The sequence below is a fragment of the Dehalogenimonas etheniformans genome, from assembly GCF_014672715.2.
GTDB lineage: Bacteria > Chloroflexota > Dehalococcoidia > Dehalococcoidales > Dehalococcoidaceae > Dehalogenimonas > Dehalogenimonas etheniformans.
This window is the reverse complement of the sequence record NZ_CP058566.2, coordinates 715,576-729,061: the sequence shown is the minus strand read 5'-3', so window position 1 is coordinate 729,061 and position 13,486 is coordinate 715,576. Positions and strand designations below refer to the sequence as shown.

Genomic DNA, 13,486 nt, shown 5'->3' with positions numbered 1-13,486 from the left:
TAACCATGAATGCGTAGAGCCATATATCAATTGAGGTTGGTCGGGGGTTGATCGTTCAATCGGCCAAATACCTGTTGTCTAAAGCCTCGCAGGAAGATGATCCCAACTCCAAAAGATATTGCAGACGCACCGACAGCACCAGCTACCCCAAATATTGGGATTAACCCAAAACTCAACGAGAAAATGACAAGTGCCATGATGACTACGGTTACGGCACTATATTTAGCACCTCTAAGACCTTTGGCGTTAAACACATTGGAATATACTAGATACCAAATGTTGAGCACCGTCGTGGCAGCAAACAACACCATCAACCAGATGTCTCTTGGATAACCTTCTCCAAACAACCTGAGAGCGATTGATTCAAATATGAAAACTCCTGTTATTCCACCTATTACGAAATAGGGTAGTATCCTTTCGAACTTGGCAAGTACTGGCCGCTGGTCTTCATAACCTGAAATGGTGGGGAAAAAGACTGCATTAAACGTCAGGAAGAGGATCGACCCAAGGTTTATCGAGGATCCGAAATACGCACTATATACTCCAACATCGGAGAAGGTTAAGTAGTGCGCAACGAAAATCCTGCCAACGTTGGTATAGATCGAAGAGCTGATCAGCACAATCAGGCCAAAAAATGAATATTTCATCAATTTCTTTGCCGTGTTGTAATCATATCCAAAGCTCAAGTGATTTCTAACACCTAGCATTATCATGATGCCGAGACCAGTAATCCCGTAAGCTACCAACAAAGGTAGTGCCATGGCACGGAATGAATCAACGCGCAAGAAAGCGAATACTCCGAATAAAACAAGCAAAATGAAAGCATAAACCGGCTGCCACACCGCATATGACTTCATCAGTTTAAGGCCGCGTTGGACACTGTTGGCCATCGACGACAGTACGTAAACAACACTAACGAACAGGGCGATGATAAGCATTTCTGGTGTGATAGAGAATATCTCGATAATCCAAGGCCGAAGGAGCAGGATGACAATAACCGAGACCACCGTAGTTAAGGCTGTCAGTCTAAATGTCGTCCCAAGGATTTTTTTTTGTTGGAGGAGATTTGAGGTTTCACTTGCATATTTGACTAGGCCGACGCCGAACCCTGCGAGCATCGGAATATACAATATGAATGCTACCGACTGGATAAGCGAAAATTTCCCGAATTCTTCCGGCCCGAGCAGACGACCACCCAGGATAGTAAAAGCAAAAGTGCCCAAAGATGCTAATCCGGACCCGAGGGTCACTATAAGGAGATTATTGATGAAATTCTTGGCTTCCGGCCCGATCTCTTCTTTCAGGATCGCTCGATAACCGGACGAAACCACTCTCTGAAGTAACCGAAACGTTGGATTCAACCCATTTCCCAATATTCTTCTACGAAAAGGTGAAATCAGTTTCCACGTTCTACGTTCACGCTGACAAATCTGATCCCGAAGTTCAAATCAGCCTAGTCTAATCTAAATGCTACCAGGGTGCAAAGCCTACCTACCCATTTGAACAAATTCTCAGGCATACTTCACCACAATTGAACCAAGGCTTTTATGGTCAACTATATCCAAAAGTAAGGGTTACTATTATGGGATACCCAACGTACTCCGCTGCGTTTATTCTTATTGTCATCTAAATAAATAGTTCAGATTTCAAAAACGGTATGGACTCAAAAACAATATGAAGGCTAAATTAGTTCTTCCAATAGTCGTAGTACTTTTTTTATTCGTATCCTTTATTCCGACCGTTTCTCATAAAGCATCGGCCGCTTCAACAATGAAGCCTGCCTGTGTTTTCTATTTCGGCGGCTGGTCGGCTAGTATCCGTGACAGACTCATAGCCTCCAAGCCGGAATACGTTATTTTAGACTTGTCAACCTGGCCCAGGATCCCACCGTCTGACATTACACTCTGCAAAAACGCCGGCATTACTCTGTGCGCCTATATTCCGACAGGGGGCATGCGCGGTTACATCTGGAACGAGCTCGATACTACGGACAAGACGCCAGCAGGACTTGATAGGCTTATAAACCAGGCCGTAAATATCGGTTTAAATGGTGTATTCTTCGATGAAGGTGGTCTCTATACACCAGTAGCCGGAAGGACTTGGCAGGACGCATTCCTTGATCGAACACTGGTAGCCCCCGGCAGCGGGGCTGGCGTGAGTAGTCCCCCCATTTTGTCGGTGATTGGTAATCCTAAATACAACGCCACCACCGCTGAAGCATGGAAAGGATTAACGGCAGAGTATTATATCAACCACGCCAAAGAGCATAACATGTTCGTGATCGTTGGTTGCCCGGACGAGTATGTGCGTCCCTCCCGTATAAATTCCAATATCTTCCCAATAGTCAACGCGGTGCTTACCAGTGAGGAATACAATACCCGGGCACCAGGGTTAGCTCCTGTCGGACAGGAAAAATTCTTCACTAATCAATGTTTTGTTCTGTCATACAGTGGTAGTTATGATGCTTCGTCAACCAACAGCGCCATCAACTACGGATTTGGAGCTGCCTACTGTTCTATTAGTTTGCAACAGTTGCCTTCTCCTGCCTTTGAAAACTATATGGCAGCAATTACAGAGGTTGTGCCCCCTACTACGACAACGCCGCCGCCTACTACGACAACGCCTCCGCCTACTACGACAACGCCTCCACCTACTACTACGACACCTCCGCCTACTACTACAAACCCTCGGCCCACTACGACAACGCCTCCGCCTACTACTACAAACCCTCCGCCCACTACGACAACGCCGCCGCCTACTACGACGACGCCACCGCCTACTACGACGACGCCTCCGCCTACTACGACAGCAGTCACACCTTCACAACCAACGGTTACAATCAATACTGGCGGAGGTGGCGGTGGATTTGGCGCCCAACTTGTTGGTATTAACCTATCGGGAACATCTCCATTCATGGACGGAAACGGAAAATCGTTAACAGTCGGTAAAATCCAAACGCCGGATGGAGAGCTAACTTTGCAGATTCCTGCAAGCGTATATATTTGGAACGCCGCTGGAGCCGCGCAGCCATTCCTCTCCGCTCAGCCGATTACCGGAATTTTACCTGAAACTCCTATAGCAGAAGTCCTGTGTGCGTACGAGATGGGGCCTGTAGGTGCAACCTTTAATCCTTCGGTCAATTTGATGATTTCCTACAAGGTTGACAAATTGCCTGTTGGCTGCCAGGAGGATGACCTTTATATTGGCTGGTGGGATGGAACAAAATGGATCAAGCTCCAAAGTGCCGTTGACCCGGTCTCAGACACTGTCACTGCCCCAATAAGTCATTTTTCAATTTACGGTTTATTGGCGCCTATTAATCCCACCTCATTTTCAGTACAAGAAATCCCTCCACAACAAACCCGATCAGACGAGCAACAACTCATGGAATCGATTGTGGCCGAGATTCTGCCATTGTATGCGAGTGATGGTTCGATCTCCCGAATAGACATCGATTACCGGCTGCCTTCTCCCGTAACAACACTAGGTTTAGAAAGTATAACCCTCGTCTTTGAAGTAATTCACGATGAAAAGGTAATCGATACTAAATACTATTCATTAAGCCTCAGTGATGACAATGGATTGCTGCAATATATCCCGGAGACAGACTGGGGAAACGGAAGTTATAATTTTACAGTCGCGGTCGAACAAACTGCCGGATTTTTCGATATTGCCACCGAAGCGGTCGAGATATCAATACAACCAAATAATGAGATTTCGAATGGCACTGTCGTCAGATGGAACCTCCTGGCCACACTGGTTGGTTGGTCTATTGCACTTAGTATTATACTGATTATGGTTCTTTTAGTACGTTTTAAGCAGCTTAAAAATAATCGTTGAAAGAACGCAAAGCTCCGGATTGAATCTTAATGAATCAGCAGGATCCGAGATCAAGAAGAAGAGTCAGGTTTTCACTGATCGTAATAATCAGCCAAGCCCTACTGATCGCCTTGGCCGTCGCGTGGGGTATATATTTGATAGCCATCTCAGCTAACGGCGGTAGCATCATATCGACGGAGACCAACAAAACCATCTTATGGGGTGAGATCATTGCGACAGGTTTAATCATCATTTTCTCTATTGTGGTTATTGTCATGGAGCTTAATCGTCTTTTTGCCAGGCGTCGTGACGACCGCAGAATTTCGTAAAATCCCCTTGTAGTTCACAACATCGATCAAGGTTAACGTTTCAATTTCGAATATTAATTAATTGGAAACTGTCTCAAAAAATGCAATAATCGAACTGTGTTGAGTGGATCAATTTATCGGATACTAATGGGTGTTTGTCATTGGATTTGCTATGAATGGGATTAGAAAAATCGAGGTAAGGCAAATCCTCAACTCACATGTCCAGTTCACCAATGAATTCACTATACACTTGGAAGACGGGCGTAAGGGTTCAGGTTCCTCTCCATCGGGTGAAACGATCAGCATTTACGAGTCTGTTGACCGAACGGGATGCGTGGAGCCGTCCTCCATTGTTGATGAGATTAACACCTGTAGAGGCCCACTTAGCCAATCAGAATTTGATAGGTTACTCGAATCAAAAACGAAAAGTTGGGGCCGAAATAACTGTTACGCCTTGTCATTAGCTTTATATAATGCGCTGGAAGGCAACAAAATTCAAAGCAGCCAAGCCCCCACAAAATCTTTCAATTTTCCACGCCTTTGTTTAAACATTCTGAACGGTGGCAAACACGCCTATACAAATCCCGTGCTGAGCGATTTCCATGAATACCTTCTCGTACCCAAAAAGGCTTCATTGAGAAAAAACCTTGAGGATCACGCTCTGATACAATTAGCAGTTTGGTCAGGACTCCGGTCGAAAGAGCGGGTGTCGGTAGAAGGGAATATAGTGCATCGATTCGTAACGAAAGACAATCGTGAGTGCATAGAGTTTCTCCTTGGCATTCTTACAAACTTAAATCTCCAAGACCAATACGATCTTATGATAGATGCTTCTGGTGGTGATCTTCTCGAAGATAATGCCTACAAGTTCAAAATCACGGATCATTCGATTAAGACACGTGACAGATTGCTGGCATATTGGGTAGACCTCATCGATCAATACAATGTGAAGTTCCTTGAAGACCCCTTCCATGAGAAAGATTTTGGGAATTGGCGTGACCTTACATCTCAACAAAGCAATTGTCGGATCATTGGGGATAATCTGTACTCCTCTAACGCCGAAAGGCTGAAAACCGGAGCGCAGGAAGGTTATACCAACGGTCTGGTTCTGAAACCTGATCAAGCTGGTACAATCTCTTCAACGATCGCGACGGTGCAGACCGCAAGATCCACTAATCAAATTATCATCGCCTCACACCGGTCTATCAGCACAGAATCGACCTTTTTATCAAGAGTAATATGTGAATACGGTATTGAATATTTTAAAATAGGCCCTTTGTTTTCCGATTATTCTTCGATAATAAGATTCAACGAATTGATCAGGCTTGGATGCACAAATGAGTAAACATTCAACTATTTGTACCGTTAGACACGGACAAACTGATTTCAATATCCAAAAAAGATACGCTGGTTCGTTGGATGTTCAACTGAATGCCGTTGGAATAAAAGACACCGTCGAAGCAGCTAAAACACTTAGTTTACTTGGTCTAAACATACGTGCAATCATCTGCTCGGCGTTGCATCGTTCAATCCAGACTGCTGAGATTCTTTCGAATGGACTGCCGATTATTCAATGTTCCCTAGCTAATGAAAGAAACTTCGGCGAGATGCAGGGTAAAACAGTCGACCAGGTAAAACTAATGAACCCACCGATAGAGTATCTCCACGCCGGCAATGACACGCATTCATTAAATCCGCCGGGCGGCGAGTCATTTCCGGAACTGAGGCATCGAGCCGAAAAGTTTTATGATTTCTTATCACAACATCGTGGTGATTTCGGTATTTTGGTTGTATCGCACGGCGTGTTCCTTCAGCAGTTCCATGGTGTTATTCTGAATAGGACCTGGGAAGAATCTCTTGAGTTTGAAGTGCCCAATTTAACCTTAACATGTTTTGCATTTTCGGACGGTGCTCTTACCGGCATGACGACACACCAACTCTGTGCCAAGTCACAAAATTCTTGGTAGATCCCTCAAGAAATTTTTCAAAACAGAGGATTCTTGGATGAAATGGAACAATCGCCCCTCTATATTTACCCTGTTTACGTTTCCGTGTAAGGTGCGCTAATGAGAACGTTTCCAATCAATATTCCTTCGCTACTCCAGAATCTTGGAATCCAACGGTCGTACCAGGACGTAATGACAATCAAAAACCGGGAGGACCTGGTTCGTTTCCAGCGGAAACACCTGGAATCGTTACTCCTCCACGCTTATCAAAAAGTGCCTTATTACACACGAGTTCTTAATGAGATCAGATTGATATCTGGCGGAAAGGTGGATTTCGATAACTTTAACAAGATCCCGATTCTGACTAAAGAATTGATGAAAAAACATCGAACTGACTTATTATCAACGGATCATAAGTCACGCCATTCTTTCACCAGTTCAACTGGCGGTTCGACCGGTGAACCAACGTTGTTTACGCAAGATAGAGAATATGTCCGTTGGGGAAGAGTCGCCAACCGCTACTACTACGATAAAATCCTGGGAATCAACGAGGGTTCGCTAAAAAAAATAATTCTCTGGGGATCGCATGACGAGTATCTCCACAATCAAAAGGACATAGTTTCCAGGTCCTTGTACTCGTTGACCAATACGATTCTTTTAAATAGTTTCAAAATGACTGACACAGATCTTGTTCAATATATCTCCATCATAAACAAATTTAAACCAGATTTAATTCGCGGTTATGCGAGTTCTCTCTTCCATCTTTGCCAATTTATAGAATTTAATAAATTTCAAACGCATCATCCCAAAATAGTAATTAGTTCTGCAGAAACTCTCACTGACGAAATGAGAAACACTATCGAAAAAGTTTGGGGCACTAAAGTTTTTAATTTTTATGGCTCCAGAGAAACCAACAATTTGGGAGGAGAGTGCCTCCAAGGCTTGATCCACACTCTAGGGTTCCACGAATATGTTGAAATAATAAAAGAAGATGGGAGCAATGCTGTCGATGGGGAAGAGGGTCGGGTTGTCGTGACCAACCTTCACAATTATGCCATGCCGTTTATCAGATGCGATCTTGGGGACTTGGCTGTCCGTGGCCCAGACATCTGCTCCTGCGGGAGTCCATTACCCACCCTTCGATCAGTTACGGGGAGAAGTAACCAGATCCTTCGAGGCTGCAATGGGATTCCAATGTCACCATGTTTTGTGCCGTACTTGTTTTATCCTGGATGCGATGACTCAAATGAAGGAAAAGTCCAGTACCAGAAAATAAAACAGTACCAGTTAATCCAAGAATCTAAAGATCATATCTCGGTCAAGATTATTGTAGACCCAAATAGTGGAAAATCGGATTTTGAGTACATAATAGCAAATATCAAACAGGCTCTGGGTCAGGAAATGAATGTCCAGCTAAATCTTGTTGACGACATTGAACCACTTCCATCCGGTAAAAAATTGTATGTGCTGTCAAAGGTTGAACCGACCGTATCACCAAATGGGTTATGAATTTTGAGGATGGCTTTTGTCATCTGACGCTTGCCCACTGTTTTTATCCGAAAAATCATTACCAAATTTGATCGATTTAGCACCCAACCTAATTACACCTGAACCATATATGGTATAATGCTCTCTCGAAAAATGGCGGGATGGATAGGGGTGTGTCTGAGTATATATTACCGTTATTGCTTTTCTTCTTCGCTGCAACAATCTTTTTGCTTCTTAGAATCCTAATCCTGGACGTGCTGCAAAAGTGGGCTGAAAGCAGAAATTGGCCTACCTATATCGCCATTGGCGCGATTTGGCATCCAATGCTGATCCTTTCTCTGCTTATTGGCCTTCTTATTGGAGTCTTCGCCCTATCACAAGACATCCCCTGGAAAACCGATCTTGTAAAACTCATCTTGTCAATTATGATGCTGATCACCACGCTATCGGCCATGGTCTTCACAAACAGAATTGCGAGTTATTTCCAAGGTCAAATAGCCTCAAATCCTTTTTACAGCGGTATACGTAATGTTGTTGTCGCTACAACCGTGATTCTTGCCTCACTCGTCGCGGCAGGAGTATGGGGAGTCGCTTCGACTCAGATATTTGTTTCAGTCCTTGCGCTATTCGCTGTTCTTTTTTTATTAATTCGAGATGCCGGACCAGACTATTTCGCCGCCCTTCAGCTTGGTATTCGAGAACAAATTCAAATTGGTGAGACTATAAGACTACAGGATGGCGAACAGGGCGTTGTTATCAATATGGGGTGGCATTGCGTCGAAATTAAGACTCCTGATGGTAAGCTTTTAATTATTCCCAATAATAGGCTGACCAAACAGATAGTCACCAAGTATAAAGAAAATGCTGTCGCGGTCAAACCTCAGTATGGTGCTTTAGATAACCAAAGGTTATCGCCTTCCGTAATACAGAATAAAAAAACCAGCCAGGAATTGATTTCAGTCCTTTCGCGAAGGGAAATGGAGATTGCCAAGCTTGTTTCTCAGGGCGCAACGAATAAGGAGCTTGCAAAAACCCTGTTCATTACCGAAAACACCGTCAAGATGCACATCAGAAATATCCTGCACAAATTGGAAATAAAAAACAGGCAGCAGCTTGCGGTTTTGGCCGCATTTCAATCGCTGCCTAAAAGTGGATAATCACAATTAGTCTTCGCCCAAAGGATCATGGATCGTGCAACATCGAGTGCCCGGACGTGGAAAGAAATGACTTTAGCCGGGTCGTCGATGTCCTGCGAGACCAAGAACTCCACTAGCCCGCTCACCGTCTGGTGGTAATACCTGATGGTGGCTGGCGACAGGCCCTGACCTTACTAGGCCAAAAGGAAGGAAAAGCAGTGCCCCTTGAGCCGTTTTGGGAAATCAGCAGATTAATTGCGATACGGGATACGATTGGACTTTGGTCTGAATCGGCGAGTTAGGCATATAAATGTTTTAGCCCACTCGCGGTGAAAATAGCTTTAAAGTGAGCCGCACAGGCTTCGAACCTGTAACCTGCTGATTAAGAGTCAGCTGCTCTGCCAATTGAGCTAGCGGCCCGTTCGAGACAACCTAAATATAATATCAAAAGACACCTGAGGCGGCAAGTTGTGCGGCTATTTCAATTCATCAGTCAATCCGCAGGCGGTCTTTGCAATATCCCAGGCGTAGTCGTAAAGGTGCATACCTTTGCTTACTGCGATCGTCTCCCCGGGATCGACTCCGATTTCGGCAGCCATATATTCCTTGAGGAGTTGCAGAGCGGCCAGATTTGACGGAAAGCCAGCCCACAGATCCCAGGAGCGGAAATACACGACGAAATGCAGTTTGCCATAGCGTATCCGTGTATCGACGCTGCGCAGACACGGCGGATCGGATAGATAAATCGCTTCAGGATTGCCGACAGTCATAAAAGCCTGATTGGTATTGTAACCCTCTTCCTTATACATGCGGATTACTTCAGATATCTGGCTTTCAAGGTACTGGCCGTAGGTGTACTGTTCACCCTCAGCCCGTTGCCCTGTCATCAGATAGGGAAGGTAGTGATCAAGATATTCCATTGTTGATGGCGGCGGCACACCGGGGGGGACATCGGGAATGATCGGGCGATTCTCGGGGTTCAGGATTTGGACCGTTATCATGTCCAGTTCTTTGCGTTTCTGCCCGGCATAACTGCCGCGGTCAATCTTGTATTCATAGCCATAGGCCAGTACTTCTCGCAGGCAGAAGAACCATGCTTCAGACAGATCACGGGCAGTGATGCTCGATGCTCTCATTGCGGTCCTTTCAAATCAATGGTTGGTTTTTTAGCGACGGCGGCGGATTACTTCGAAAAACCTGTCCTGGTACTCGTCAAAAAGTTCCCAGCGGTCCAATTCCGTCTTTAGCGTTGCAGGATCACATTCCCCCATCCCGACTTCCCAAAACAATTGCTCGATTCGCATGCGGGATTCGGCGGGAAGACCGCGTTCATCTACCCCCATCAATCCGTGCTGGTGCAACTCCGATACGTTCTGCCCGATCGAATGCTCGGTAAGCTCGTAAATAAATTTAAAAAGGGAAACGTCCCACATTTCATCGAGACCCCTGATGATAGTGGCGCCCGTTTCGCCCCTTTCATTGATATCGTTGTTTATTCGTTGAGCCACCGAAGGCAAATTGCCGCTTAAGATGCTGGTGTCCTTCGGTTCATTCTTATAAGTGTAAAGAAGGCCTGGAGCGTTAGGGCCGTGACGCTGCATCATCATATCGAAATAGCGCCTGGCATCATCGCCAAAACCTTCGAGTTTCTTCATATAAAGAGGAGTCACTATTTTTGGCCGTTCTGCGATGACCCTGCCTTCCCGTAAGACGGTTTCAGGCAACCCGGACTCATCCATTTCCTTATAGGCGGGTTCCGTCAAAAGGTAGTAATGAATATTCGTCTGGCCAAACGTGGCGAGCAATTGCTGCGGCGGTCTTATCACCTGCGTGTGGACCGCAGCCCTCCAAACCCGTTCCCAATCGTTCATTTGCTATAGTTCCAAAGCCGCTACTGAATTTGAACGAGATATTTTTTAAGGTCGTCGAGCGATTTAATATATTGCTGTTCCAACTGGGACAATGTACGACGCCATTCTTCCTCGAACTGGGGAAGCTGTTCCACGTTCATCTGGCTTGGGAATTCTTTACCTTGAGCCCTTAAAGCCTGCCTCAGGCTTTGTTCAAACTTGGTCTTTAGAGCTTGTTTTGCTTGAGTGCGTTGAGCTTCCCCCTGTTGGGCGTAGTGATCAAAAATTCTCTGGAGTTGACCAAGAGCAGCCGCCGCCGATTGCTTATCTTCCTTTATCTGCATCAATCCTTCCATGACTTTGAAATTCCGTTTTTCAATCGTCTCATTACGCGGCAAGTCAAGGTATATCAAAAGTGATTGGGTCATTCCTTGTTTCACGAACGGCAGTTGTTTTTGATCGAACTTGCCGAGTTCATTCTCGATATCGAGGCGCTCCGACATATATCGTTGACCGAGTTTTTCACCGGCAGGAACAAACTTCCAGCGGAGCCTATCTTCTTCAGTTATCTCTCCGATGTTTTTCAGACGCTCAGCGGCAATTTCTTTTGCAGAACGTATTTCGCCCATAATCTTCTCCCGTTTAAGGTAATCCAATTATACAAAATAGGCACCGGGGACTTAAAGACGGCTTACTCGATTTTTGGATGGTATAATACACTTCATGGATCCGAATATAGTGATTTCGAATTTTCCCGAGATCAGACTTCCAGAGCCGAGCGTCAAAGGTTCGGTGACGGTCGAAGAAGCCATCCTCATGCGGCGTTCAACCCGGGGATTCGTGGATCAGCCGCTGACATTGGATATTCTTTCGCAGTTGTTATGGTCACTCCAGGGATCTACAGGCAAGCGGTCCCGAACCACTCCAAGTGCGGGCGGTACGTATCCTCTTGAAATAATCGCGATTGTCGGTACTTTCGGCGTAACCAACCTCTCGGCAGGTTCCTATCTGTACAACCCCGAATCTAATGGACTCAAAGCCTACAAGAGCGGTGACCTTAGAGATCAACTGGCTAAGGTATCCTTAGAGCAATCGGCTATCACAGCAGCCCCGGTCAATCTTGTCATTGTTGCCGATTATGAACGTACCCGGAGCCGTTATCGTAACAGGACTGAACGCTATGTACATATGGAGGCGGGGCATGCAGCTCAGAATCTCTACCTGCAGGCCGCCGCGTTAGGATTGGGTACGACCGCCATCGGAGCCTTCGATGACACAGGTGTGAAAGATCTACTCTCTATTCCGGGTGACTTCCAACCGCTTTACATCATGCCTGTCGGAGTTCCTGCCAAACCTAATGCTTGATCAGGAAGTATTCCAGGCTGTCTACCAGTGCCAACCACGAAGCTTCGATAAGGTTGGCTGAAGCACCTACAGTATGCCATTCATCCGTGCCGTCAGTTGATTCGATAAGCACGCGGACCAAAGATTCCGTCCCGGTGCTCTCTTCTAATATACGAACCTTGAAATCAGTAAGTGTTACGGTATCGAGTGCCGGGTAGGAAGGCAGCAGGGCTTTTCGCATCGCGGCGTCGAGCGCGTTCACCGGGCCGCTGCCTTCGGCCGCGGTGTGCATGATTTCGCCACCGACTCGAACCTTCACCACCGCCTCGCTCATCATCTCTTCTTCCTCGCAGGCAACGATCGGGGGTCTCCGGAGTTTCTCGACGATCACCATGAAGTCAATGAGATTGAACGGCGGTACGTAACCCGGGCTTGCCCGATGAACCAACAGATCAAACGAGGCTTCGGCGTTTTCATACTGGAAGCCCATGCTCTCCAGTTTCTTTACCCGTTCCAGCAGTTGCTGGGCTTCCGGACTTTTTGGCGAGAGGTTCACGCCTATCTCTTGAGCCCTTTGAATGATGTTCATTTTGCCGGCCAATTCGGACACTAGCGTCCTCGGCTTGTTGCCAACTGCCGTGGGATCTATATGCTGGTAGGCAAAAACCCAGCGGGATAAACCGGAAACATGTAGCCCCGCCTTATGGGTAAAAGCGCTGTGACCCACATAAGGCAAGAATGGATCCGGTGATAAGTTGGCAACTTCAGAAACGAAATGGGATAGGTCAGTCAGGCGGGAAAGTTCTTCACCACCCATTACGTCGATCCCCATTTTCAACTTGAGAGCGGGAACAATGGAACACAGGTTGGCGTTCCCGCATCTTTCGCCATAGCCATTTATGGTGCCCTGAACCTGTGTTGCCCCGGACCTTACCGCAGCCAGACTGTTGGCAACCGCTAATTCTGCATCGTTATGAGCGTGAATGCCCACGGGCGCCTTTATGGTCGCCACGACTGCGCTAACCGCTTCTGAGACGTCATCAGGAAGGCTGCCCCCGTTGGTATCACATAGGACCAGGCAATCCGTCCCGGCTTCGGCGGCAGCTTCAAGGACCTTCAAGGAATATTCCCGGTCAGCTTTAAAACCATCGAAGAAATGCTCTGCGTCGAGAAAAACGGTACGGCCGAGGGACTTCAAATAACGGATGGAATCAGCCACCATGTTGATGTTTTCATCCAGACTTGTGGCCAAAACCTTTTCAACCTGAGGAGCCGAACTCTTGCCCACCAGGGTTATCACCGGTGCTCCAGATTCGACCAAGGCCCGGATATTGGCATCGGACTCCACTGCGACGCCAGCTTTACGGGTGCTGCCGAAAGCAACCAGTCTCGCCTTTTTGAAACACAAACCGGCGGCATGCTGGAAAAACTCATTGTCCTTGGGATTAGCGCCCGGCCAGCCGCCCTCGATGTAGTCGAAACCGAATTCATCCAGTTTTTGCGCGATATGGAGCTTATCCAGGACCGAAAAGGAAATTCCTTCCCGCTGGGCGCCGTCGCGCAAGGTGGTATCGTATAATTCGATTCTTGCCATT

At 46.5% G+C, this 13,486-nt stretch carries 12 protein-coding genes and 1 tRNA gene; 6 read left to right on the top strand and 7 right to left on the bottom strand.

Features of this window, described 5'->3' with window-relative positions:
- Positions 1 to 26 precede the first annotated feature (26 nt).
- Positions 27 to 1,331 (bottom strand): oligosaccharide flippase family protein, encoded by a 1,305-nt coding sequence (locus tag HX448_RS03730; RefSeq protein ID WP_264294076.1) that lies wholly within the window; start codon positions 1,329 to 1,331, stop codon positions 27 to 29.
- A gap of 439 nt (positions 1,332 to 1,770) precedes the next feature.
- Between HX448_RS03730 and HX448_RS03725 the strand changes: the two genes are divergently transcribed.
- The gene (locus HX448_RS03725; protein WP_190259900.1) at positions 1,771 to 3,840 is read left to right on the top strand and encodes a hypothetical protein; all 2,070 of its coding nucleotides are present in this window, start codon (positions 1,771 to 1,773) and stop codon (positions 3,838 to 3,840) included.
- 34 nt (positions 3,841 to 3,874) lie between these two features.
- Here the strand turns inward: HX448_RS03725 and HX448_RS03720 are convergent, their stop codons facing one another.
- The gene (locus tag HX448_RS03720) at positions 3,875 to 4,072 is read right to left on the bottom strand and encodes a hypothetical protein (protein WP_162485996.1); all 198 of its coding nucleotides are present in this window, start codon (positions 4,070 to 4,072) and stop codon (positions 3,875 to 3,877) included.
- A 206-nt stretch (positions 4,073 to 4,278) separates the two neighbouring features.
- Here HX448_RS03720 and HX448_RS03715 point away from each other — a divergent pair, with 206 nt between their 5' ends.
- The 4 genes from HX448_RS03715 to HX448_RS10445 all read left to right on the top strand — a co-directional run bounded on the left by HX448_RS03715 (position 4,279) and on the right by HX448_RS10445 (position 8,718).
- Positions 4,279 to 5,472, top strand: coding sequence for an enolase-like domain-containing protein (locus HX448_RS03715; RefSeq protein WP_102330822.1), 1,194 nt, complete (start codon positions 4,279 to 4,281; stop codon positions 5,470 to 5,472).
- A complete protein-coding gene (locus tag HX448_RS03710) occupies positions 5,465 to 6,094 on the top strand; it encodes a histidine phosphatase family protein (RefSeq protein ID WP_102330821.1) in 630 nt (209 codons plus the stop codon). Before HX448_RS03715 ends, HX448_RS03710 begins: the two co-directional genes overlap by 8 nt.
- A gap of 171 nt (positions 6,095 to 6,265) precedes the next feature.
- Positions 6,266 to 7,582, top strand: a complete 1,317-nt coding sequence (locus HX448_RS03705) for a phenylacetate--CoA ligase family protein (RefSeq protein WP_162485995.1) — start codon at positions 6,266 to 6,268, stop codon at positions 7,580 to 7,582.
- 152 nt (positions 7,583 to 7,734) lie between these two features.
- Positions 7,735 to 8,718 (top strand): LuxR C-terminal-related transcriptional regulator, encoded by a 984-nt coding sequence (locus tag HX448_RS10445; protein WP_226846839.1) that lies wholly within the window; start codon positions 7,735 to 7,737, stop codon positions 8,716 to 8,718.
- A 326-nt stretch (positions 8,719 to 9,044) separates the two neighbouring features.
- Here the strand turns inward: HX448_RS10445 and HX448_RS03695 are convergent.
- The 4 genes from HX448_RS03695 to HX448_RS03680 form a co-directional block, all read right to left on the bottom strand.
- A tRNA-Lys gene (locus tag HX448_RS03695) sits at positions 9,045 to 9,117 on the bottom strand.
- A 56-nt stretch (positions 9,118 to 9,173) separates the two neighbouring features.
- Positions 9,174 to 9,833, bottom strand: a complete 660-nt coding sequence (locus HX448_RS03690) for a thymidylate synthase (RefSeq protein ID WP_102330819.1) — start codon at positions 9,831 to 9,833, stop codon at positions 9,174 to 9,176.
- A gap of 30 nt (positions 9,834 to 9,863) precedes the next feature.
- Positions 9,864 to 10,568: a hypothetical protein gene (locus tag HX448_RS03685; protein ID WP_102330818.1), complete on the bottom strand. Its 705-nt coding sequence runs from the start codon at positions 10,566 to 10,568 to the stop codon at positions 9,864 to 9,866.
- Positions 10,569 to 10,588: 20 nt separating this feature from the next.
- Entirely contained in the window at positions 10,589 to 11,176 is a 588-nt protein-coding gene (locus HX448_RS03680) for a hypothetical protein (RefSeq protein ID WP_102330817.1), read from the bottom strand.
- A 94-nt stretch (positions 11,177 to 11,270) separates the two neighbouring features.
- Here HX448_RS03680 and HX448_RS03675 point away from each other — a divergent pair, with 94 nt between their 5' ends.
- Complete coding sequence (locus HX448_RS03675; RefSeq protein WP_102330816.1) at positions 11,271 to 11,912, top strand: SagB/ThcOx family dehydrogenase; 642 nt, start codon at positions 11,271 to 11,273, stop codon at positions 11,910 to 11,912.
- On the opposite strand, the gene cimA is transcribed toward HX448_RS03675, so the two are convergent.
- Entirely contained in the window at positions 11,902 to 13,485 is a 1,584-nt protein-coding gene (gene cimA / locus HX448_RS03670) for a citramalate synthase (RefSeq protein ID WP_102330815.1), read from the bottom strand. The two genes, HX448_RS03675 and cimA, sit on opposite strands and share 11 nt — an antisense overlap.
- Position 13,486: the final 1 nt, after the last annotated feature.